Genomic DNA, 23,665 nt, shown 5'->3' on the forward strand with positions numbered 1-23,665 from the left:
GTAGTCCCCCGTCTCCTCACGGACATTGCCGAGGTTGTTGAGCGCGTTCGCCTCGCCGAGTCGATCGCCGAGTTGTTGATACAGCGCCAATGCGCGACGGTGCAAGTCGACGGATTCGACGTAATCGCCGGTGGCCACATGGACATTGCCGAGATTGTTCAGCGCGTTCGCCGCACCACGGCGATTGCCGAGCTCGCCGTAGATGCGCAGTGCTGCTTCGACACTGTCGATCGACGCGTCGTAGTCCCCGGCTCGCCACTGCACCGCGCCGAGATTGTTCAGCGCATTGGCCTCGTCGAGCGGTCGACCCAGGCGCTGGGCGGCGACGACCGCGCGCTGATGCAATTGGCAGGCCAGCGGCCACGGGCCGTCGCGGTCGAGCAACCCCGCGAGCACACCGGCCAGGGTGACCGTACGAGCGGGGCAGCGGTCTACGGCATCGTGGTCGAGGCAGGCGAGCAGGTTCTCCCGTTCGAGGCGCATCCATTCCAACGCCTGTATCTCACTGGCGAATTCGCGCACGGCCACCCTGGTCGGGTCGGGCGGATCGTCGGCGGGTCGAGTCCACCGCGCCAGCCACCGATCCGCCGCGGTGGCGGTGTGTTGGAAGTAGTCGAGCAATCGCTCCTGAGCCCGGAAACCGTCCATACCGACCTCGGCGTCGGCAAGGGCACGCGCGTATTCGCGCAGCAGGTCGTGCAGCCGGTAGCGACCGCGCGCAGGCTCGTCCACAAGGTGGTCTGTGTACAGGGATTCGAGTTCCCACCTGGCCGTGGCGACATCGATACCCACCAGCGCCGCCGCGGCGTGCGCGTCCAGGTCGGGGCCTGGATGCAGTCCCAACCGGCGGAACAGCAGTTCGCGCTCCGGCGGCAGGTCACGGTAGGACAGGTCGAACGCAGCGCGGACCACCCTGGCTCCGGCATCGAGTTCACCGAGACGATCTGTGGCGGCACAGAATTCGTCGGCGAGCTCGGCGATCGTCCAGGCCGGGTGGTGTGCCAGGCGACCGGCAAGCAGCGTGATCGCCAACGGTAGGTATCCGCACAATCGCACGATGCGGGTCGCCGCCGCCTGGTCCGTGGCACTGGCGACATCGCGGCCCGCCAAGGTGGTGAACAGCTCCGTGGCAGGCCCTGGCCCGAGCATGTCCAACGCCAACGGCATCGCGTTCTGCAGGCTGATCAACCTGCGTCGGCTGGTGACCAGCGTCAGGCATTCGGCGGCGGCGGGCAACAGCGGTTCGATCTGACCTTCGTCGCGCGCGTCATCGAGTATCAACAACACCCGCTTGTCGGTCAGTCGGTCGCGCCACAGGTCGCGGCGCCCGTCGAGGGTGTCCGGGATGTAGCGGACGTCGACTCCGAGCGCAATCAGCAAGCCCGCCAACACATCTGCCGGGTCGGCCACCGCACGACCTGCGGTGTGCGCATGCAACTCGATGAAGTACCTGCCATCGGGAAAGCGGTCGGCGAGCAGGTGCGCGGCCCGCGTCGCCAACGCGGTTTTCCCGACACCTGGCATGCCGTCGATGGTGTAGATCGGCGCTCCGTGTTCGAGGTCGGCCGTGGCAAGGATCCGGCGCAGTTCGGCGTCGCGGCCGATGAACGTGCGCACGTCGCGGCGCAGCGCGGTTTTCACCGCGGGGCGAAGCTGCGCGGACACCTCCGGCGCGAGTTCCGCTTCCGGGGAGGTAGGCGACGGATCGCTGAGCACGCGCCTGCGCGTTTCCAGCCAGGCAGGCAGATCCTCCTTGGGCACGCCGCAGCACCACAGGTAAATCTCCAGCCTGTTGTCCTTTTCCGCGACGAGTCGGTTGCCTTCGAGTCGCTTCCCCTTCTCCATGTCCTCGATGAGATTCTTTGTCAGCTCGACGAATCGGGGTGGGCCGCCGCTGTTCCGGTCGATGGCCTTTTGTTCGAGTCGACGAATGGACAGCTCTGCTCCGCCGCGCACTCTGCGCAGCGCGCCACCGAATGCGGAAGGAGTTGTCACGGTCGCGAGGAATTCGCGGGTCACCGCCCGGTTCGGAAACATCGTCACAGTGCTTCTCCCCCGCTTATCGTCAACTGCGCCACGACATCTCGGCAATTGTCCGGAAATGTCTTATCGCTGTCCGCCGGACAGTCCGGAAATGCGACGTGTATCCGGCGGTTTGTCCGGTCCGATGTCGGACTCGGTGATTTCCCGGTGCACTGTCTGCAGCGGCCGAAGTGCCGCTGTCGAACACGAAGGACAGTCGCCATGAATACGAACACCTCCTCGAGGAGCCTTGCTCCTGATGAAGTCGTGACGCTGACCCGGCGGGAGGCAGCCCACCTGTGGAACGCCGCACTGCGGGCGGCCGCCGCCGCGCGGCGTGCGGCGGCGGATCCCGTCGAGGTTGCGGCGGGTCTGCTCACCAGCCTGCCGACGCGCGCGATCGTCACCCTGCACCGATTCCGCACCGCCGGCGCGGCACACAATGCGCTGCTGCTCCGGGGTGTCTGCGCGAATCTGCGGGATCTGCCTGCCACTCCCGCTACCGTGACGCCGCTCGGCACGATGCCGATGGTCGATGCCGCCGCACTGCTGTTGCTGGCCTTGTCGCTGCCGTTGGGCGAGCCGTACACATTCCGGTCGCTGCACGACGGTCGGCTGGTGCAGCACATCATTCCGGTGCCCGGTCACGAGCGCGCGCAAACCAGCGCGGGCAGCAGGGCCGCGTTGCAGTGGCACGTCGAGGACGGCTTCACCGAAAACCGGTGCGACTACTTCGGATTGCTGTGCCTGCGTGGCCATCCCGGCGCCGTCACGATCCTCGCGCCCGCTCGGCACCTCGACCTGCCGGACAACGTCGTCGCCGTCTTGCGGGAGCCGCGGTTCGTGATCGCACCCGACACCGCGCACGACCTCCCGTCCCACTCGGTGCTGCCCGTGGTGCCGATCCTGACCGGGCCCGCCGCTGATCCGGAGATCTGTTTCGGCGAGGAGGACGCGCGCCCTGCCCATCCGAGGGATCGCGAGGCGGTGGCGGCACTGACGGCACTGACAGGTGCGCTCGACCGCGCCGCGATCGGTCACGAACTGCGCCCCGGTGAGGTGCTGCTCGCCGACAACCGGCGAACTGTGCACGGCCGCACCGTGTTCCACCCACGCTACGACGGCACCGATCGATGGTTGCTGCGCACGATGACCTGCGCCTCGGTCCGGGCGCATCGCCGCCGCGGCGCCTGCCGGGCCCTCGGCTGACCAGGCCGCCGGGCGCTCACCCGCCACCCTCCCCCCTCCTCCTTTCGAAAGGACCGTGCCGTGTCGTACCCGGTCACCCCATATCCCACGCCGACCCAAGCCGCTGACGTACCCGGACCGGTTGGCTCGGACGATGAATACAGCCCGCTGCTCGAAGTAGTGGTCGGTACGGCGGATGGTGCGCGGATACCGCCGTTGGATCGTTCGACCTTGCTGAATCTTTTCCCTGATCTCAGCCCAAAAGAGTTGGCAGACGTCACCGTTGGCGCGTTTCCGTCCCGAGTGCTCGCGGAGGCCGCCGAAGACCTCGATGGGCTCGCGGAACTGTTGGCGGACTTGGGCGTTCAGGTACACCGCCCGGCGCCGATCGTGCACGATCTCGAATTCGGCACACCGCACTGGCGTACCAGCGGCTTCTATTCCTACTGCCCGCGCGACCTCGCGCTCATCGTCGGTTCCGCGATCATCGCCGCACCGAGCCCGATGCGCGCGCGCATGTTCGAGCTCGCCGGCCTGCGGGAACTGTTCCAGCAGCGCATGCTCGCAGGCTCGGCGTGGATCGCCGCCCCGCCGCCGCAACTGCGGGAGGAGTTGTTCGCCGACGACGGCCGCGGGCAGCGCACGCTCGGGGAAATCGAACCGGTCTTCGATGCCGCGAACATCCTGCGTTGCGGCGCCGACCTGTTCTATCTGGTGTCCAACAGCGGCAACGAACTCGGGCACCGCTGGCTGCAAACCACGTTGTCCGCGTTGGGTGATTACCGGGTGCACCCGATCCGCGGCGTCTACCCGCACACCCACATCGACTCCACGATCAGCCTGTTGCGCGAGGGGTTGGTGCTCCTCAATCCCGAACGGATCCGCAGTCCATGGCAACTGCCGCAACCGCTTCGGTCGTGGGACCACCTCTGGTGTCCGCCCATGGCTGTCGCCCCCTGCGCGTCCCGGCATCCATTGTCATCGGAGTGGATCGGGATGAACCTGTTGATGGTGCGACCGGACCTCGCCATCGTCGACGGGGCGCAAACCGAGCTCATCGACGCACTGCGACGCCGCGCCATCGACGTCATTCCGCACACCTTACGGCACGCGCGCACGATGGGCGGCGGATTGCACTGCGTCACACTCGATTTGCGACGCGAGCGCCAGACAGGCTGATCGACGGACGTGGCCGGGTGCTGGCCCGAGGTCGAACCGTTCATGTGACCGTTTCCCGACCGGCGGTGCCGGACTCGACGAGCTCGCGAACCTCGGCCACCTGGCGGGTGACGGCGTGGCGGGAATCGAGCGACTGCAGCAGCTCCAGCACCCGGTCCTGGACCTGTCCCACTCGACAATAGGTGGCCAGCTGCTGCCACGTCGTCGTGATCGTGTGACACCCGGATTCCAGCTCACCCGCGGCGATGTGCGCTGCCGCCTCGTCGAGGTTCAGCAATGCCCACCCGACCTGATCGTGGTTGGCCAGTGGCAATTCCCGCACGAACATGCGCAGCGGCGCGGCCTCGGCATGGGCGCCGACCAGGGCAAGGGAGTTCGCTTGATGCCAGCGCAACAGGTACTCGCTGACCCGGAATCCGTCGGCGACCGTCTCGGCCTCCGGAAGCTCGGCGAACATGCGCTCGGCATTGCGGATCGCCTCGAGCGTCTCGCGGCGGCGACCCAACCGGGCCTGCACACCCGCTTCGGCGAGGTAGCCCATCACCGCCGACGAGTTCGCCCGGCGGGCGCCGACCGACTGTGCCGCATAGGCGGCCGACATGCCGGACTTGAACTGGTGATGCCACGCGCACGCGTCACCGGTGCGGGCAGCGATCCAAGCTTGTACGGTCGCGTCGTCCGCCAGCCGGGCCGCGCGGCGGGCGATGCCGTACCACTCGAAGGCGTCGCCTGCGCTCGCAACGTCGGTGAGCCGGATGGCGATGAACCCGGAATTCTTGGCGTACACCCGCTGCAGCCTGCGCCGGATCTCCTCGCTGGTCGCGGTCAGCAGGCCGGCCTCGGCTCTGGCCAGATCGACCATGCGTGCCGGAATGAACTCCGCGGGCGGAGCGTAGAGCTGGTACCCGTTCTGCTCGGTAATATCCTCCAGCAGACCGACATACGCCGCCGTCGCCCGCCGGCCGCCCGGCGGATCGAAGCCGTCGCCGAACAACCCCACCCCCGGCGGCGCAGGCATGAACATCGCCCCGGCTGCCGCAAGACTGACAAAATGACGTCGATCCATGGCGTCCTGGATTCCGTTCTGCGGCACTGCATCCGCGTCCGAGTAGTCGTGTCCGAAACCGAGCCGGTCCGGTCTGGTGCGGTACAGGAAACACAATGCGTCCAGATAGTGCGTGGACGGCACATCCTGACCGTGTTCCCATTGCGACAGCCGCTGATGGCGCAGTCCCGCACTGGGCGTGCCACGCGCCGCCAAGATCTCCTTCAGCGCCTCGACGGCTTCCACCAGGGTGTAGTTACGCGCAATACGGTGCGCGCGCAGGAGCGAAACCCCACAATGCTGGTGCACCGCCAATGCGCTCTGGTAATCGGAGCCGCCCGCGTATTTGACCTCGCGTGCCACGCGCCGCGCGCACCGATTGGCGTGTGGGCCGTTCGTCATGCGAACCACTTGTTCCCCTGGGGATCACCCCCGTCTGATGACACTTCGAGCCAAGCGTATCCCCGCATTCCGCGGTATGTCGACGGCACATTCGGTAGTGCCCGCATCGCGTGCAAAACCGTGCCGCACACCGTGAATCGAATCGGTCGCCCTCGCATCCGACACGGCCGCAGAGTCATTCTGCAATTCCGAAGCGCACGTCGTGTGCGTGTTATGCGAAACGAGAGCATTCACCATGGAAACCGAGATCGTCGGTACCCAGATTTCCGACACATGGCGACAGCCGGGCTCGGCGCGCGATGACGAGGTCGGCGTGCTCGTCCAGCCGTATTTCGTTGTGCAAGCGCCGCAAGCGGTGCTCCCCCAGTTGCTGGCGCGGGTGATCGTCGTGTTTGCGGTGACCATGTCGTTCGCCGTGCTGGTCATGGTCGCCGTGCTCTTCCTGTTCTCCGGGCCTGGCACCACCCCGACGACCACGACACAGGTCGGCACCACGCAAGCCAACGATCCGGCCAGGACGTGCTACCCGTTCGGCGGCTGCACGCCCGCCGATCCCGTGCCTTGATATCGCACTGCGGCGCATCTGATGAAGTGCGGAAAGACATTTCGATGACCCTGCACTCGACCGAGTGGACGATTACTAGCGACATCACACCGGAATGGGCTATTCGGGTGCCACAAGATGACGATCGCGAATGGATGCTGAGCTGGCTACACGGCCGAATGCTGACTCGCGATCAGGCAATTATCGGAATGGAACTGGACGAACTACTGAGCGTTCCCGATGTCGTCTACGACTGCTTCCATCTTTCCCTGGTCCACGATTACGCGAATCGCCTCGGCGTGCGCCCCGAAGACGCGGTAATCCTCTTGGCCGTCCAGATAATCGCACGACTGCTGACAGCGGAAGCGCCGTGACTGCACTGCGATGTGACTCGACCACCAATAGACTTGCCTCCGCGGGCATGCGGGGTGCTCGCGGAGGCAAGATCCACCCCACCGAAAGTCCAACGGAGGACGCATGACAGCGCTGAATCCACCGGCAGCCAGCTGCAGGTGTTCGTGGCCGATATCGCCACCGACTGACGCTCGATGAAACTCGGCGTCGTCAAGTCGGGATGATGGCGGCGGTCCCGCAGTCCAGTCCGTGCATGCGGCGGCGGACTTCGTCGGCTTCGGGGACGCCGAGCTCGGCGTAGATTTCCAGCGCCTGTTGCCAGTGGTGGCGGGCGCTTGCTTGATCGGCGAGTTGTTCGGCGGCGGTGGCGATGCCGTTGTGGGCGTGGGCAAGCTGGTCGCGTTCGCCGGTTCGGCCTGCGAGGGTCAGGGCGGTTTCGTAGTGGGTGCGGGCCTGGTCGGGGTCGGCGGTCGCCAGTGCCAGGTGGCCGAGGCCGGTCAGTGCGTTGGTTTGGAGGTGCAGGCTGCCGGTCTCGCGGGCGATGTCGAAGGCTTCGTTGAGGTGGGTGCTGGCCTTGGCGTGGTCGCCCATTCCTTGGTAGGTCGCGCCGAGGGTGCACAGGGCGTAGCACTCGAGGGGGCGGCTGCCGCCGCGGCCGATGGCCAATGCTTCGTCGAGGTGGGTGAGCGCCTCCTCGAAGCGACCCATGCGTTCATAGATCTGACCGATGCCGTGAATCGTCCTGCCCTGCAGGTCGCGCACGCGGGCGCCGCGGGCCAGCGGCACAGCGCGGTCGAGTTCGGCCAAGCCCTCCTCGTAGCGACCGAGCCGACGGTAGATCATGGCGAGGCCGTGTCTGGCATCCGCTTCCAGTTCGCCGACACCCAGCTCGCCGGCCAGGGCGAGCGCGTCCTGATAGTGGTTGCGCGCCTGGGTAAACCGCCCGAGCGAGGCGCAGGTCAGGCCGCTTCCGTACAGCGCGTAGCCTTCGAGCATGCGGATGCCGACGGCACGACACGACGCGAGGCCTTCTTCGTAAAAGCCGAGGGCCCGCTCGTAAAGACCGGAGCGCCAATGCAATAGCCCGAGCACGACCAGCGTGTGACTGGCCAAGGCGCGGTTTCCGGTGACCCGATCGGCGGCCAACGCACGTGTGTGCAGGTCGAGGGCGCTGTCGTAGTGACCGCGAACATCCAAGTAGCGCCACAGCACCGGGGACAGCTGGCCGGTGTGGGTCGGCCAGCCGTTGTCGGCCGCGTAGGCGGCGACGGCGAGCAAGTTGGCGCGTTCGGTGTCCAACCAGGCCAACGCCGCCGCTTCGGATTCCATCGAATACGGGTGACAGTCAGCGGGTTTCGCGAGTTGCATCGGCGGCTGGTTCGGATCCAGACGCTTCGCTGCGGCATACGCGGTGTGCAGAGCGAAGTCGATCAGGCGCCCCAGTGCCGCATGTCGCGCCTCGGCGGGAATGTCGGTATCGGCTTGTTCGGTGGCGTAGAGACGAAGCAGGTCGTGCATGCGGTAGCGACCCGGCTCCGATTGTTGGATCAGGCAAGCGGTTTCGAGCTCTCGCAGCAGGGTTCTGGTCTGCTGGGTGGTCAGCGCGGTGAGATCGGCGACGGCTTCCTGGCTGATGTCGGATCCGGGTGCGAGGCCGAGCAGCCCGAACGCGCGCGCCGCGTCCGGCGGCAGCGTGTGGTAGGACCAGGAGAACACCGCGCGCAGGCTCACCGACAACTCACCGGTGTCCATGGCGTCCAACCGGGTGGCGGAATCCCGGATCTCCGCGGCAAGTGTCGCCAGCGACAGCGCGGGATGACTGGCGGCACGGGCGGCGATAATGCCAAGTGCGAGCGGCAATCCCGCACAGTGGTCGACCAGCTCGGTCACCGCGCTTGGTTCGGCGGCCACCCGCTCGGCACCGAGGTGCCCGATCAACAGGTGGCGCGCCTCGTCGTCGGCGAGGGTCGAGAGCGACAGCGAGCGAGCACTGTGGCCCGCGATCAGCGCGGGCATGGCGTTGCGGCTGGTGATCACGACGGCGGTGGCGGGGTTGCCTGGCAGCAGCGGGGCGACCTGGGCGCTGTCGATGGCGTTGTCCAGCACGACGAGCATCCGTTTGTCGGCGATCAGGCTGCGATACAACGCCGTTCGACTGTCGAAATCCTGCGGCACGGCGGCAGGTGCGACGCCGAGCGCCTCAAGGAACCCGCGCACCGCCACCGCCGGATCCACTGGCGGGCCCGCGGGATCGAAACCGCGCAGGTTCACGAACAGCTGTCCATCGGGGTACCGGTGCGCATTCTGGTGCGCCCAGTACAGCGCGAGCCAGGTCTTGCCTATCCCCCCGATGCCGCCGATCGCCGAGATCACCACCGTGCCACCGGCATTCGCGTGCGCGGTGATGAACTCGGTGAGGACAGCCCGCTCGCGCACTCGGCCAGCGAACAACTGGGGCATCGCAGGCAACTGCCGTGGCACCGGCAACGCCGACGACACCGCGACCGCGCCAGGGATGGTGAGGGCAGGATCGGCCGTCAGGATCTGCTGATGGAGCCGTTGCAGCGCAGGCCCGGGGTCGGCGCCGAGTTCGTCGGCCAACTGGCGCCGAATCTGCTGATAGTGCCGCAAGGCATCGGCTTGGCGCCCGTTGCGGTACAGCGCGAGCATCAACTGCCCGGACAGCCGTTCATCCAGCGGCCGCTCGGCGGCGCGTGTGGTGAGACCTGCCACCAGGTTCGCGTGCTTGCCGCACCGCAGTTGCACGTCGGTGTGCTGGAGTTCGGCCGAAAGACGTTCCGCGGCAAGGGCGGCGCCAACGCTGTTGATCCACGGCGTGTCCAAGGACGAGAAGGGCTCGCCGCGCCACAGTCCCAGCGCCTGCTCATACAACGCCATCGCCTGGCGATCGTCGGATCCGCCCGCCTGGGTGATCAGGTGCCGAAACCGATGCAGGTCAACCGCCAACGGCGCCACGGCGAGCCGGTAGGTCCCGGCGCGGCGCACGATCTTCACCTCCCCGTCCGCCACCGCGAGGCACCGGCGCAGCCGAGTGATATAGGTGTGCAACGTATTTCGCGCGCGCGGTGAGACGTGCACACCCCAGACACGATCGACGAGCTGATCGACGGTCACCACGGTGTCGACCTCGATCAGCAACACCGCGAGCACGCACTGCTGCCGTGCATGTCCGATGTCGATCGGCCGACCGTCATGAAACGCCTCGACACCGCCGAGCAGGCGAAACTCCACCGCGCCCTTTCCCTGCTACCAACGCCATCGGCTCGGCAGTACTACCGGAGGAGTACTACCCGACCCGCGGAAGCCCTCCCGGAGAAGTACTACTTGACCAGGCGATTCAAGAATGATTTCAGAAATATTTCTCTTGACTCTAGCAAGGTAGCTACGGCCCCGTACCCGTCCGTCCCGCCCCGACCATCCCTCGAAAGCGACCGTGTCCGCACCCCGCAAAGAACCCCGCCAAAAACGCTCGCAGTTCACGTTCGACACCATCCTGGATGCGGCCGCGCGACTGTTCGAAGAAGATGGCTACAAGACAACGACGACCAACAAGATCGCCGAGCTGGCCGGCGTGTCCATCGGCACGCTCTACCACTACCTCCCGAACAAGGATGCACTGCTGTATGCGCTTGCGCGACGGCACTACCAGCGCAGCAGCGAGTGGCTGCGGTCCCGATTCGCGACCTTCACCGCGGACGATCCGTCGCTGGCGGACACCGTGCGCCAGCTGGTCACCGAAATGGCCCATCGGCACAACCAAGAGCCACACCTGAACCGGCTGCTCCATCTGCAGGCTCAGCGCAATCTCGCGGGGGCGCAGGAATCGCGCACGCTCGAAGCGGAGTTCACCGCGGCACTCGAGTCACAGTTGCGCAGGATGAACATCGGCGGTCCCGACCCCTATGTGACCGCCATGCTCGTAGTCCAAGGGATCGACGCGCAAATGCACGGCGGGGTCATCGATCTCCCCCCTGGCCGCACCATCGAGGACGTCATCGACATCGTCAGCACCATGTGGATCGGCGCACTTGTGGCCACCGGCCCACCGACCGACCCGGCGATCGCGCCATGACCATCGCGCCCGTGCCAGCGGGATGTGAGCGCGCTGCAAGCGTGCTGCGCCAGAGTCAGAGGCATGACATCGTATGCAGGCCCCTCGGGCGCGGGGATGACGGTTCTCGTCACCGGATCCAGCGCGGGTATCGGGTATTTCGTCGCTGAGCAGCTCGCGGCCAGCGGCGCCGAGGTGGTGCTCGGCTGCAGGGACACCACCAAAGCCGAACTCGCCGCGAACACGATCGCGGCGCAGGTTCGGGGTGCGCGAGTGCGCTGGGTGCGACTCGATCTCGCGGATCCGGCTTCGCTGCCGGTGGCGGCGCGCGACCTCGAGGTGGATCGCCTCGACGCGGTCGTCCTCAATGCCGGGGTCCTGCTGGACGGCGCCGATCGCCGCGTCAACCCGCACGGCCACGAATTGATGTTCGCGACAAACCATCTCGGGCACTTCGCACTCGTCCATCACCTGGCGCCGGTCCTGGCGCGGACCGCGCACAGCCGCGTGGTCACCGTGGGCAGCTTCGCCGCACGCACGGAACGACTGGATATGGACGATCTCCAGTCCGAGCACGACTACCAGTCCAAACGGACCTACGGACGCTCGAAACTGGCCCAGATGCTGTTCGGCTTCGAACTCGATCGCCGCCTACGCGCCAGCGGTGCCACGACCTCGAGCGTCGTCGCCCACCCCGGCGGCGCCTTGGACTCACTGACCCCGTCACGTCCGCCGCTGTTCGTGCGCACACCAGCCCAACACCTCCGCGGACTACCCGCAGGCCTGCTGCTGCACGGCAAGCATGCCGCCGCGCACACCATCGTCCACGCCACCCTCGACCCCGACGTCACCGGCGGAGAACTATGGGGCCCCGCAGTTTTCGGCATGCGCGGGCGTCCGCATCGGGAGTCACCGAAAGCGCACATGACCGACCCCGACATCGCGGCCAAACTTTGGGAAGCCAGTGCAACACTCACCGGCGTCGACCCGTTCCGGCAAATCCCTTCTCCCACAGCCTGATTCCATCTCGCCGACTTCGAAGCGGAGCCATGGTCACTGTGCGAGCGCGAAGTAGCAGACGAACCGTAGGCGATTTTTGATCAGGTAATGGGTGGTGGCGAGATAGAGCCCGGCATCGACGCGGACCAGTTCGTCGTGGAACCGGCGTATGTAGAACGGGTTGGCGGGGAGGTTGTGGTCGAGCAGGAGCACAGCACGGCCGGTGAACGCGGACTGGCCGATGCGGGTGGTGAAGTGGTAGCGGCGCAGTTCCAGCGGTCCGAGCCCGATCCGGTTGAGCCCGGCGGTCTTTCCCTGCGACGTGGTGACGGATTTGCCGCGCCAGAGCGCCAGGGCGCCTATCACCGGTGGGGTCAACACGGTCCCGTCCAAGACACCGTCGAGTTCGCCGGGTTCCGGCGCCGTCCCGGTGGCGTGCAGCCGGGACAACTCTTGGCCGCGTAGGGAATTCAGACGCGCCTGTGCCGCCGCACTCATGCTGGCACCTGGGAACCGCTCGGCGTGAGAGTGGGGCGGCTGATGACGAGCTTGGAGCGATGTGCGGCGACGGCGTCGGCGGCGTCGTCCCAGGAGGCGGTCTCGCCGGTGACCAGTTCGGGGCGCAGGCGGCCGGTGCGAACGAGCTCGAGCGCGGGCTCCATGGCGGTGCGCGCGTGTGCTCGGCCGGTGTGGAAACGTATTCCGCTCATGTACATCTCGAGCAGCGGCAGCGAGGTGGTCTCGGTGAAGTAGATGCCGATGCTGGTGCACACACCCTCCGCCTCGGTCGACCGCAGCGCGCACTGCAGACCCGCGACATCGCTGCTGGCGTCAACGGTGATCGGGTACGTACCTGCCTTGCGCGGGAACTGCTTGTCGAGCAGGTTCGCGCCGAGCGCTTCGGCTTTGCCGCGCAAGAAGGAGTTGCCGCCGACGATATCGACCCGTTCCGCGCCGAGTGCGAGCGCGATCGCCGTGGCGTACAACGCGATCGAGGCGCTCGACGCCGCGATCAGTACCGGCGCGCCCGGCTGTTCCGCCAACGCCGGTCCGACGGTGCGCCAGGCATCGGCGATGTTGTCCGACAGGCTGGCCACCGACTCCGCAGAAATGCCCGCGGGGATGGGCACGAGCATGGCGTCGGCGAAGGGCACGCGGACCACGTCGCTGAGAAACCCGCCCTGGTTGTTGCCCGGCAACCCGTACATCGCCATCGGTCCGGTGGTTTCACAGTTGCCGGTGTGACCTCGTAGGCACGTGCCGCACTGCCCACACGACACCTGGAACGGGACACTCACCAGATCACCTGGCCGGACGCTCGTGACCGCATCCCCGATGTCGACGACTTCCGCGACACATTCGTGCCCGAACGGCAGCGGCCGGTCGACAGCCATCACGCCGAGCACGATCAGCCGATCCAGATCACAGGTGGCCACCGCCACCGGTCGCACGATCGCCTCGTGATCACTGCCCAGTACTGGAGTGGGCGCCTCCCGCCACTCGAACCGCTGCTCAGGCAAGAACGTCAGCTGCTGCATCGCGCACCTCCACAAGTTCGACACCGTCTCGAGCTCGCAAAACGGCCCTAAGTCGATCGACTTAGCAATCAGGTGGAGTATGTTCTAAGTCGATCGACTTAGTCAAGAGGCGCGGAGAGGACTCACATGAGGCGCGACACCCGCAACCAGATGATCCGGCAGGCCGCGTTCCTGTTCCGTGGTCGAGGTTACGGCGCGACCGGGATCCGGGAGATCGCACAGCAGGCAGGCGCGCACCGCGGCGTGATGTATCACCACTTCCCGCGCGGCAAAACCGAAGTGGCAGAAGAGGTTCTGGCCGCGACAGACGCCGCCGTCGGCAGCTACATCGAGTCATGGTGCGCCAACCAGGAACCGATCCCGGCGATGCGCGCGATCATCGCAGGAGCCAAGATGATGATGGCGATGGGCGAGCATCCACCCGGCAGTCCCGTCGCCGCCGTCGCCCTCGGCGCAGGCCCCGATGACCAGGGCCTGCGCGATACCGCCGACGCCATCTACGGCCGCTGGCAACGAGCCTTCCGAAACTGCCTGCACCGCAACGGAACCCCCGACGCCGACGCCGCCAACCTGGCCACCCTGCTCATCGCAGGCATCGAAGGCGCACTCGTCCTGTGCCGCGCCGAAGGCAACAACACTCCCCTCGACCGCCTAGCCGCCGCCCTCGAGATCACCCTCCGAACCCACTGACGACGCCGGACGTCACCATTCCGCCGCCGCGTCCGCAAACGCGGCGATGATTTCCGCCGCTCATCGACCATTGGCTGGGCGATAGCTCGTGCGCCCGATGCGGCTCGCCAACTATGCCCTCTGGCATATTGCCTACCTGAGCAATTATCTGTTACCGTGCGTCACGGAAACATTTCGTCGCAGGTGGAGGGCCGAATCGGCTCCCGTCGACGTGCTGGTGAACGAGACCCGCACAGGTGTGCCGCGCACGATGCGGACGTGAAGAGCTAGAGCTCGAACAGATGGCGGAGAAGGTCATGAAGGGTGTCTGGGTGTACGGCGTGGTATTCCTGGTTCTGGGTTTGACGGCAATATTCATTGCTCGGTTGCGACTGAGCGAGATCCCCGACTTGGCGATCGGGCATTCGGCCCCGCCGCCGGTGCTGGGGCAGCTGAACGAAAAGGTCGTCGACTACGAACTCGACGGCCCCAACGGAACGCCGGTGCTGCTGTCCTATCTGAACGAGCAAGGTGCTGTTCAGGACATTTCGACCATCCTCCCGTGGCGGGCCTCGGTGCGTACCCGCAAACTGACGTTGGCGACCGGCGTGGTCGCACAGTCCAACGGCGACCAGGTCTCCTGCCGGATCGTTGTCAACGGGCAAACCCGTGATTCACGGTCGGCGAGTGGACCATTCGCCGCGGTGAACTGCTCGGTGCCGGTGTCATGAACCGCAGACCACTGTTCGCGCGCCTGCTGTACACGTTCTCGATACCGATCATCGCCGTCTGGCTGCTGGTCGCGGGCGGGCTGAATCTCGTTGTCCCCCAACTCGAAACCGTGGTCAAGGGACATGCCAAGTCGTTCCTCCCCGACGAGGCCTCTTCGGTGCAGGCAATCGTCAAGATGGGCGACTCGTTCGGCGGCGCGGGGACGAACAACTTCGTCTACGTCCTCCTCGAAGGCGACACCCCGCTCGGCGGCGACGCGCATCGCTACTACACGGCGCTGCTCGACCGGTTGACCAAGGACAAGACGCACGTCAACTCCGCGATGGACCTGTGGTCCAACCCGGACTTCTCCCCCGCCAGCGAGAGCGCCGACGGCAAGGCGGCCTACGTGCTGCTGAACCTGGCCGGAAACATGGGCACCGCCCTCGCGATGGAATCCACGCAGGCCGCCAGGGACATCATCGCCGATTACCCACCGCCACACGGGATCACCGTCCACCTGACCGGCCCGTCCGCCGTCGTCAACGACGAACTCCTTGCCATCAACGACTCGATGCTGCTGCTGATCGTCATGTGCGCAGGCCTGGTCGGCGTGGTGCTGCTCTGCGTCTACCGCTCACCGATCACGGTGGCGATGCCGCTGCTGACCGTGGGCATGGGCCTGGCAGTGGCTCGACCCGTCGTAGCCTACCTCGGCGAACATCAGGTGATCGGCGTCTCGATCTTCGCGTCCGCGCTGCTCGCGGTGATCGTGCTCGGCGCAGGCACGAATTACGGCATCTTCCTGCTCGGCAGATATCAAGAGGCCCGGCGCGCCGGTCAGGATCCAGAGACGGCGTATTACACAGCGCTGCACGGTGTTCTGCACATCATCATCGCCTCCGGACTGACGGTCGCCGGGGCTACCGCGTGCATGTCCTTCACCAGGCTCGCGATCTTCAGCACGTCCGGCCTGCCGTGCACGATCGCGGTATCGGTCACCCTCGCAGCGGCATTGACGCTCGGGCCCGCCTTGCTTGCGCTCGGCAGCCGTCTCGGTTTCCTCGAACCGCGCGCGCAATCGTCACAGCGCAGGTGGCGGCGGATCGCCACCGCCGTGGTCCGCTGGCCGGGACCGGTGCTCGTCGCCAGCATTGCGGTGCTGGTGGTCGCGATCCTCGTCCTTCCGACGTTCCGGCCGAGCTTCAACGAACGCATTGCCCAGCCGAGCGACTCGCTGGCCAATCAGGGCATCGCGGCAGCCGACCGTCATCTGCCACCGAACATCCTGTCGCCCAGCATGTTTCTCATCGAATCCGATCACGATCTGCGCAATCCAGCGGACCTGATCGCCTTGGCGAAGGTAACCAATGCCGTCATGAAGGTGCCAGGAGTCAGTGGGGTGCAAGGGATTACCCGACCGTTGAATGCACCATTGGAACAGGGCTCGCTCACCGCTCAGGCCGGATACATCGGCAACCGCTTCACGCAGCTGAAGAGCATGCTCACCCCGCGGCTCGACGACCTGACCACCCTCGCTGGACGCATCGACCAGTTGAATCTCACGATCAAAGGTCTGGAGACGGCGCTCAACACCGGACAACAGGGCTTCGGCCAGGTGAACAGCAGTGCCGCCGCCTTGCAGGCCGATGTTGCCGGGGTGGTCGACAAGCTGAACTCGCTACGCGACACCGCAGGTCCCGCACGGCAATTCGTGAGCTCGATCCCGAATTGTCAGGACATCAGCGCCTGCAAAGCCGCGCTCACCGGGTTCTCGCTGTTCGACGACGCCGACCGCGTCGACGGCTCGGTCGACGGACTCGTGGACGGCCTCCGCAACGCCTCTCAGGCGCTGCCACAGCTCGCCACCCAGGTGGACTCGCTCAAAGGCTTTCTCGCACAGGTGAAGGGACTGCTCGCACCATTGCAGGGCACCCTCGATGTCCTGCTCCCCCAGGTCAATGACATGACGCAGTTCCTGGAGGAGGTCGGCAAGGGATTCAGCGCGGGATCGCCCGACGACTTCTTCTTCCTGCCGAGTCAAGCATTCGACAGTCCGCTGTTCAAAAGCGCTCTGCCGTTCTTCTTTTCGGCGGACGGCAAGGTGACGCGGATGATCGTCACGCCGCAGATGGAGGGCTTCAGTCGCGAAGCGATGGACCTCAGCGCGCAGATCATCCCGACGGCTTTGACGGCGATGAAGGGCACTTCCCTCGCGGGCAGTACTGTGAGCATCGGCGGCCCAGGCGGTACCTTGCTCAACATCGAAGCCTTTGTCCGCGAAGACTTCATCACCAGTCTGGTTGCCGCGTTCGCGTTCGTGTTCTGTGTGGTCTTGATTCTGCTGCGCAGTCTCGTCGCCGCCATCGCGGTCATCGGCACCGTCGCGCTGTCGTACCTGTCCGCACTGGGGCTGACCGTGCTCGTCTGGCAGCACATCGTCGGTAACCCGCTGCACTGGTCGGTGGCTCCGGTCTCGTTCATCTTCTTGGTCGCCGTCGGTGCGGACTACAACATGCTGCTCGTCAGCCGATTCAAGGAAGAGCTCGGCGCAGGCATCAACACCGGGATCATCCGGTCCATGGTCAACACCGGCGGTGTGGTCACCACGGCGGGCCTCGTCTTCGGCGTGACCATGTTCGCGATGCTGGTGAGCTACGCGCACAACATCGCTCAGATCGGCACCACGGTCGGCATCGGGCTCTTCCTCGACACCTTGATCGTCCGTTCGTTCGTCGTCCCCGCCATCGCGGCACTGGCCGGCCGCTGGTTCTGGTGGCCGATCAACATCTATCGGCTGCCTCGGACACCGAAGGCCGAGCCAGTGCGACCGCCCGTGATCTACGGGCCCCTCTCGGTGCGGCGATACGAGCGGCAGCCCGCGACTACAGCACTGCGCCAGGAGCCTTGAGCGAGTGAACTATTCACTCGCCACGTGCGGCTCCTGGCGCAGCGGATGCAGACGTTCGATCTAGTTGTCCCCGGCGCCCCCACCTGAGCCGGAGCGTTGAGTCCCGGTGCCCGGAGTGTTGCCGTTGCCCGGAGTGTTGTTGCTGTTGCTCGGCGGGGAGTTCTGGGTCCGCGGCGTTTTCGACGCCTCCGGTGCATTCGTCGATGGTGCCGACGGCGTCAGCGTGCCTGCCGACGACGACGGCACACTCGTCGATTGTTTCGGCACACTCGTCGATGGAGTCGAACTGGTCGACGTCGGCGATTTCGTTGTGCTGCTGCCGTTCTGCGAGGTGGTAGTCGGCACCTGGCTCTGGCTGGGCTGCACGGTCCCGTCGTCCTCGCCCGTCGGGGGATTGTCGGGTTGACCGCTGCCGTCGTTGGTCCACCAGTGGCCGACGTTGGCGACCTCGTTGCCCGAGATCGACTTCCCGGTAGCGCCCTCGAAGCCAGTGATCGCCAGGATCGCGATGAGGAACGCCGCCACGCTGGTGCCGATGATCAGCGGCCACCGCAGGTTGTATCCGCGGCGTTGCTGCGCTGCGCGGCTACCGCTGTCGCCAACCGGCAACTGGCGATTCACCTGAGGGATCACCACGGTACGGTCCGCGTCGACGAACCGTCCGGCGCCGCCTCCTGGCGGGATGGTGTGCGGCGGAATGCGGTTCGTGGACGGCATGGAGTTCGGCGGCATGGTGTTCGTTGGCGGCCGCTGTCCCCACGGTGGTTGGTGCCCGGCACCGGGTCCTGGCAGCCTGTCGTTCCTACGCCCGGCCCGGCCTGGTGCGGCCGGATGGTAATCGGCCGTGCGCTGTTCGGGTGTCTGCGGCGGCGGCTGGGTCAGCTCGGTCTGCTGCCGGGTGGTCGAATCCGCCAGTGCCAGCGCAGCGTCCTTCGTCCTGCGGAACGAGCGCAGGTAGAACTCGCCGCCGACCGTGGACACCACACTGGCAATCCCGGCACCCGCGACGGTGCCCGCCACCCCAAGCGTCGATCCAAGAAAGGCCGCAGTGACCGCCGCCAGCGCTGCCGCGCCGACCTGCGACGGTTTCATGCCGTCCTTTTTTTCCGATTTCTCCGAAGTGCCTTTCTGCTCTTCGCTCATCATCCCGATCTGCTCGCATCGTTACCGTTTCGACTTCTCAACGTTATAAGCCGTACGGGCCGCTACGCTCGTTCCCGGGACCGGGACGTGAGCAGTCCCACTGTCACCGTCCGCAGGGTATGGCAGATCTCTGCTATTGGCCGCCGACCGCGACGGGATCGGGCTTATCTGTCGTGGATTCGTCCTCCGAGTGCGGCAGATTGCCGAATACCGCAACCGCTACCGCCCCGGCAATAGCAAGGAAGAAGCCAAGAATCGCAAGCCATTCCAGGCCAGGTCGCGAGGTGTCACCGAGGACAAGGACGCCGATTATTCCCGGAATGACCGTTTCGCCGACGACCAGTGCCGCAGTAGCACCGTTCACCGAACCGAGTTGCAGCGCAACGGTATGCAAGTAGAAGCCGCCGATACCGGCAATAGCGATGGTCCATGCGGCGGGATCGGCGAGCAGCGTCGGCACGTCGAGCGGATCGATGCCTTGGACGATGCGCACCGCGATCGCCAGCGCGCCGAACAGCATGCCGGCCGCCAGACCCGCGGCCACCGCGCCCCTGGATCCGAGGCGTCGGACGACGAGTTGGCTGACCCCGAACAGCAGCAGCGAGGCGACCAGCACACTCCAGTGCAGGACGGGATCATCGCTGCCGCCGCCTTCGTGTCCCGCGGCGCCGCCGAGGGCAGCGAGCGCGAGAACCACCGAGCAGATCGCGACCCAGTCGCGCAGGTGCAGGCGGATGCCGAGCACGAAGATGCCGAGAACCGCGGTGACGATCAGGTTCGCACTCATGATCGTCTGCGACAGGAACAGCGGGATCAACCGCGCGGACACCGCATTGCCGACAAACCCGACAACATCGAGCACGCTGCCGACGATGAACGCGACCGTCAGCACCGCCGCAACCGTGGAAGCGACTGTGGGAGCGCCGGTTTCCGTCAACTGCCCGCCCTCGCCGCGCTCCTGCGCCGCAGCCGCCGACCGCCGCGCCGCATACGCCTGCAACACCGACCCCACGCCATACCCCAGGCACGCGAGCAACGCCGCAAACAGCCCGATCAGCATCCGATCGACCCAACGAAGAGAACCCACACTTTTTTGATCACACTCGACGATAACGTTCGCCAAGCAAAACACCCGTGACCGGTACCTACCCGATGCCGTCGACCGCCGGTCTACGTGGTTGAGCTGTGGTCCTCGACAACCGCGATCTGTGCCGGCGGTTCGAGCGATAAAGGCGACACTGTCGGCGATTTACCGAACGTGCCGCCTCAACTATCGACTCGAGGTCGCGAAAGTGCCTAGAAGCAGTGCCGGGTAGGAATATTCAGGCTATGCCGAAGTCTTTGATTTTGCGGTAGATGGTGGCGCGGGACATGCCGAGGGCCGCAGCGGCTTCGGCCTTGTTGCCGTCGTTGTCCTGCAGGCTGCGCACGATGGCATCGCGTTCCAGTGCCTCGATCTGGCTCAGTTTGCGGCGGGTGAGGGAACGGCATTGTGGCGGCAGTTTGTCGAGCTGGATGATGCCGGAGCGTTGGCGGGCGACTGTTTCGGCGAGGACTCGGCGGAGTTGGGCGACGTTGCCCGGCCATGGCAGCTTGGCGAGTTGGCGCATCGCGTCGGGGGCGAGGCGGACGTCGGCGCCCCTGGTCAATTCGCGGAGCAGGAACGGGACGAGGTCGTCGAGGTCCTCGATCCGGTGCCGAAGCGCGGGCACGCCGACAGTGTGCGTGAAGAAGGGCAGCACGAGCGCGTCGACGGCGGCGGCGTGGATGGCCGAATTCATGGTCGCCGCAATCCAACCGCGGCCCGCGCAGGCCTGCAGGATCTCGGCCAGCGGCTCGATCACATCGGTCGGCAGCCGATCCATGCCCGCGATCACGATGTTGAAATCGTTGCCGACGGTCTCGGCGCTCAGCGCGGCAAGCAACTGCTCGGCATCGGCGAAGTCTCTGATCCGTAGCAGCCGAACAAGTTTGCCCGCATTGACGTGCTCGGCCACCGCTTTGGCGAGTCTTGCGCGTCCAGAGCCCTTTTCACCGTCGAGCACCACCCACTCGCGATCGCGACAGCACCGCTCGACCTGTTGACAGCTGCGCCGCCAGGAGCTGCTGTGCCCGGCGACGCCGGGGATCGGGAGGGTGGCGTGTGCGATCGGGCGACGACTGGCGCGATCGGTAGGCACCTGGACGTGCAGGACCACGCTCTTGCTCCCGCGCACCGAAATACGCTCGACCGCCGTGACTTTCGCCGTGTGGCCGCTCGGCAGCACGACCACGAGGGTGCCCACCGAGCCGGGTCCGGTCAGATCCTGCGAGTGCTCGAGCAGGGCAACCTGGTCGTGCGCGTCGAGCGCATGGCGCAGGTACTCGTTCATCAACACCACGTTGCCGCCGATGGCGAGCACGCCGAGGGGATACCGGCGGCATTGGCGCAGATAGGTTTCCAGCAGCGCGGTCTCGCTCTCACTGGCCAGCGCACTGAGCCGATCTTCGATCTGGCTGCTCGCGCTCTTGGCGAGGGTGAACAGCAACGGATCGGAACGGCTTGCCCAGCAGGTCAAGTCGATGACGCCGAGCACGGATCTCGTCAACGGATGCCGGATCGGTGAACCGGCGCACGCCAGCCCGCCGAGCGTGCCGAGATAGTGCTCGCCGCCGCGGATGAACGTGGGACGCGCGGTCTCCAGCGTGGTGCCGATCCCGTTGGTGCCGACGAAATGTTCGGCATAGCTGTACCCAGGCGCGAGCTGAACGCGGTCGAGTGCCCGCATGATCGAGGGATCGGAGGCGAACCGCTCGAGCACGAGCCCGTCCGACGACGTCAGGATGACGCTGATCGTTTGGGACGCAAGATCATTGGCGAGCCGTTGCAGCACGGGCGCCGCCGCATTGGTGAGCGGCGAATCGAGATTCGGACCCCGCACATACGGCAATTCCACCCGATCCGGATGGATGCGCAGTGCGCGCGCCCGGCGCCACGAGTCGAGCACCGTGTCGCGCACCGGAACGGAATCGAGCGAGCCCGCACTGAGAAACAGTTCTCGCGCCTGCTGCGCATGGACGACGGCAGCGTCCGGATCCGTCATTGTGCTCACCTCGATACCGGCTTCTTACGTCACGGTAACCGCGTCTCAATCTGCGACGCGTCTCAACTCGAGACATCCAGCGTACCGGCACTGCTGTGTCATGGGTCACAGGTCAGTGCTAAGCCCGGCACCTCAGGAGGAATACGTTGAGCAGGCAAAGCCTCAGCAAGGCGCATCAGAAGATCACCGAATTGTCGTGGGAGCCAACCTTTGCGACGCCGGCCACCCGGTTCGGCACCGATTACACCTTCGACAAGGCACCGAAGAAGGATCCGCTCAAGCAGATCCTGCGCTCCTACTTCCCGATGGAAGAGGAGAAGGACAACCGCGTATTCGGCGCGATGGACGGCGCAATACGCGGCAACATGTTCCGTCAAGTACAGCAGCGCTGGATGGAATGGCAGAAACTGTTCCTGTCGATCATCCCGTTCCCGGAGATCTCGGCGGCCCGCGCGATGCCGATGGCCATCGACGCCGTGCCGAATCCGGAGATCCACAACGGTCTCGCGGTGCAGATGATCGACGAGGTCAGGCACTCGACGATCCAGATGAACCTCAAGCGCCTCTACATGAACCACTACATCGATCCCGCCGGGTTCGATATCAGCGAGATGGCGTTCGCCAACAACTACGCGGGCACCATCGGCCGCCAGTTCGGCGAGGGTTTCATCACCGGTGACGCGATCACCGCGGCGAACATCTACCTCACTGTGGTCGCCGAAACCGCCTTCACCAACACGCTTTTCGTCGCGATGCCGTCCGAAGCAGCAGCAAATGGCGATTACCTGCTGCCGACGGTGTTCCATTCGGTGCAGTCCGATGAATCCAGGCACATCTCCAACGGCTACTCGATTCTGCTGATGGCGCTCGCCGACGAGGACAACCGGCAGCTGCTCGAGCGCGACCTGCGCTACGCCTGGTGGAACAACCACTGCGTGGTCGATGCCGCCATCGGGACGTTCATCGAGTACGGCACCAAGGATCGGCGCAAGGATCGCGACAGCTACGCCGAGATGTGGCGCCGCTGGATCTACGACGACTACTACCGCAGCTATCTCATTCCGCTGGAGAAATACGGCCTGAAGATTCCGCACGATCTGGTCGAAGAGGCGTGGAACCGGATCGTCAACAAGGGTTACGTGCACGAGGTCGCGCAGTTCTTCGCCACCGGCTGGCCGGTGAACTACTGGCGCATCGACCCGATGACCGACCAGGACTTCGCGTGGTTCGAGGAGAAGTACCCGGGTTGGTACAACAAGTACGGGAAGTGGTGGGAGAACTACAACCGCCTGCGCTACCCGGGCCGTAACAAGCCGATCGCGTTCGAGGACGTCGACTACCAGTATCCGCATCGCTGCTGGACCTGCATGGTGCCCGCGCTGATTCGCGAAGACATGGTCACCGAGAAGGTCGACGGGCAGTGGCGCACCTACTGTTCGGAGACCTGCGCCTGGACCGATATCAAGGCCTTCCGACCCGAGTACGAGGGCAGGCCGACGCCGAACATGGGCCGGCTCACCGGTCATCGCGAATGGGAGACCCTGCACCACAACCAGGATCTCGCCGACATCGTCGCGCATCTCGGCTACGTCCGCGACGACGGCAAGACGCTCATCCCCCAGCCACATCTGGATCTCGACGATCCGAAGAAGCTGTGGACGCTGGACGACCTGCGCGGCATCACGTTCCAGAGCCCGAACATCCTGCTGAACGAGATGTCCGACGAGGAGCGCACTGCCCATGTCGCGGCCTACACCGCGGGTGGTCCGGCCGGTCGTCCCGCCAAGGTCGCCTGAGGCGGTCAC

General features: G+C 65.8%; 18 protein-coding genes. 10 read left to right on the forward strand and 8 right to left on the reverse strand.

Annotation, left to right across the window (positions count from 1 at the left end; genetic code table 11):
- A partial coding sequence (locus NA11_RS26270) for an ATP-binding protein (protein ID WP_245746188.1) occupies nucleotides 1-2,037 on the reverse strand: 2,037 nt, incomplete at its 3' end.
- A gap of 207 nt (nucleotides 2,038-2,244) precedes the next feature.
- On the opposite strand from NA11_RS26270, the gene NA11_RS26275 reads away from it, so the two are divergent.
- Nucleotides 2,245-3,231: a TauD/TfdA family dioxygenase gene (locus NA11_RS26275; RefSeq protein ID WP_084655082.1), complete on the forward strand. Its 987-nt coding sequence runs from the start codon at nucleotides 2,245-2,247 to the stop codon at nucleotides 3,229-3,231.
- 60 nt (nucleotides 3,232-3,291) lie between these two features.
- The gene (locus NA11_RS26280) at nucleotides 3,292-4,389 is read left to right on the forward strand and encodes a scyllo-inosamine-4-phosphate amidinotransferase (protein WP_084655083.1); all 1,098 of its coding nucleotides are present in this window, start codon (nucleotides 3,292-3,294) and stop codon (nucleotides 4,387-4,389) included.
- 40 nt (nucleotides 4,390-4,429) lie between these two features.
- On the opposite strand, the gene NA11_RS26285 is transcribed toward NA11_RS26280, so the two are convergent.
- Nucleotides 4,430-5,797: a helix-turn-helix domain-containing protein gene (locus NA11_RS26285; RefSeq protein WP_069164681.1), complete on the reverse strand. Its 1,368-nt coding sequence runs from the start codon at nucleotides 5,795-5,797 to the stop codon at nucleotides 4,430-4,432.
- Between the two features lie 274 nt (nucleotides 5,798-6,071).
- On the opposite strand from NA11_RS26285, the gene NA11_RS26290 reads away from it, so the two are divergent.
- Together NA11_RS26290 and NA11_RS26295 are read left to right on the forward strand one after the other, a co-directional pair.
- The gene (locus NA11_RS26290; protein ID WP_069164682.1) at nucleotides 6,072-6,401 is read left to right on the forward strand and encodes a hypothetical protein; all 330 of its coding nucleotides are present in this window, start codon (nucleotides 6,072-6,074) and stop codon (nucleotides 6,399-6,401) included.
- Between the two features lie 44 nt (nucleotides 6,402-6,445).
- Complete coding sequence (locus tag NA11_RS26295; protein ID WP_069164743.1) at nucleotides 6,446-6,754, forward strand: hypothetical protein; 309 nt, start codon at nucleotides 6,446-6,448, stop codon at nucleotides 6,752-6,754.
- 190 nt (nucleotides 6,755-6,944) lie between these two features.
- On the opposite strand, the gene NA11_RS26300 is transcribed toward NA11_RS26295, so the two are convergent.
- Nucleotides 6,945-9,986 carry an AfsR/SARP family transcriptional regulator gene (locus NA11_RS26300; RefSeq protein ID WP_069164683.1) on the reverse strand — a complete coding sequence of 1,014 codons (3,042 nt, stop codon included), beginning with the start codon at nucleotides 9,984-9,986 and terminating at the stop codon, nucleotides 6,945-6,947.
- Between the two features lie 202 nt (nucleotides 9,987-10,188).
- Here NA11_RS26300 and NA11_RS26305 point away from each other — a divergent pair, with 202 nt between their 5' ends.
- Together NA11_RS26305 and NA11_RS26310 are read left to right on the forward strand one after the other, a co-directional pair.
- Entirely contained in the window at nucleotides 10,189-10,827 is a 639-nt protein-coding gene (locus tag NA11_RS26305; protein ID WP_069164684.1) for a TetR/AcrR family transcriptional regulator, read from the forward strand.
- Nucleotides 10,828-10,890: 63 nt separating this feature from the next.
- Nucleotides 10,891-11,826 carry an SDR family NAD(P)-dependent oxidoreductase gene (locus NA11_RS26310; RefSeq protein ID WP_069164685.1) on the forward strand — a complete coding sequence of 312 codons (936 nt, stop codon included), beginning with the start codon at nucleotides 10,891-10,893 and terminating at the stop codon, nucleotides 11,824-11,826.
- A gap of 33 nt (nucleotides 11,827-11,859) precedes the next feature.
- On the opposite strand, the gene NA11_RS26315 is transcribed toward NA11_RS26310, so the two are convergent.
- Nucleotides 11,860-12,303, reverse strand: coding sequence for a hypothetical protein (locus tag NA11_RS26315; RefSeq protein WP_069164686.1), 444 nt, complete (start codon nucleotides 12,301-12,303; stop codon nucleotides 11,860-11,862).
- Nucleotides 12,300-13,343: an alcohol dehydrogenase catalytic domain-containing protein gene (locus NA11_RS26320; RefSeq protein ID WP_069164687.1), complete on the reverse strand. Its 1,044-nt coding sequence runs from the start codon at nucleotides 13,341-13,343 to the stop codon at nucleotides 12,300-12,302. Before NA11_RS26320 ends, NA11_RS26315 begins: the two co-directional genes overlap by 4 nt.
- 126 nt (nucleotides 13,344-13,469) lie before the next feature.
- Here NA11_RS26320 and NA11_RS26325 point away from each other — a divergent pair, with 126 nt between their 5' ends.
- The 3 genes from NA11_RS26325 (at nucleotide 13,470) to NA11_RS26335 (ending at nucleotide 17,634) form a co-directional block, all read left to right on the forward strand.
- A complete protein-coding gene (locus NA11_RS26325; RefSeq protein WP_069164688.1) occupies nucleotides 13,470-14,033 on the forward strand; it encodes a TetR/AcrR family transcriptional regulator in 564 nt (187 codons plus the stop codon).
- A 281-nt stretch (nucleotides 14,034-14,314) separates the two neighbouring features.
- A complete protein-coding gene (locus tag NA11_RS26330) occupies nucleotides 14,315-14,743 on the forward strand; it encodes an MmpS family transport accessory protein (RefSeq protein ID WP_245746174.1) in 429 nt (142 codons plus the stop codon).
- The gene (locus NA11_RS26335; RefSeq protein WP_084655084.1) at nucleotides 14,740-17,634 is read left to right on the forward strand and encodes an MMPL/RND family transporter; all 2,895 of its coding nucleotides are present in this window, start codon (nucleotides 14,740-14,742) and stop codon (nucleotides 17,632-17,634) included. The genes NA11_RS26330 and NA11_RS26335 overlap by 4 nt, the downstream gene beginning before the upstream one ends.
- Nucleotides 17,635-17,694: 60 nt before the next feature.
- Here the strand turns inward: NA11_RS26335 and NA11_RS46380 are convergent, their stop codons facing one another.
- From NA11_RS46380 to NA11_RS26350, 3 genes are all read right to left on the reverse strand, one after another.
- Nucleotides 17,695-18,726, reverse strand: a complete 1,032-nt coding sequence (locus NA11_RS46380) for a hypothetical protein (RefSeq protein WP_218023379.1) — start codon at nucleotides 18,724-18,726, stop codon at nucleotides 17,695-17,697.
- 184 nt (nucleotides 18,727-18,910) lie between these two features.
- Nucleotides 18,911-19,837 (reverse strand): DMT family transporter, encoded by a 927-nt coding sequence (locus NA11_RS26345; protein ID WP_069164690.1) that lies wholly within the window; start codon nucleotides 19,835-19,837, stop codon nucleotides 18,911-18,913.
- A gap of 262 nt (nucleotides 19,838-20,099) precedes the next feature.
- A complete protein-coding gene (locus NA11_RS26350; protein ID WP_069164691.1) occupies nucleotides 20,100-21,860 on the reverse strand; it encodes a sigma-54-dependent Fis family transcriptional regulator in 1,761 nt (586 codons plus the stop codon).
- 146 nt (nucleotides 21,861-22,006) lie between these two features.
- Here NA11_RS26350 and NA11_RS26355 point away from each other — a divergent pair, with 146 nt between their 5' ends.
- Nucleotides 22,007-23,656, forward strand: coding sequence for a ferritin family protein (locus NA11_RS26355; RefSeq protein ID WP_069164692.1), 1,650 nt, complete (start codon nucleotides 22,007-22,009; stop codon nucleotides 23,654-23,656).
- Nucleotides 23,657-23,665: the final 9 nt, after the last annotated feature.

It is taken from the genome of Nocardia altamirensis NBRC 108246 (genome assembly GCF_001612685.1).
Classification (GTDB): Bacteria; Actinomycetota; Actinomycetes; order Mycobacteriales; family Mycobacteriaceae; genus Nocardia; species Nocardia altamirensis.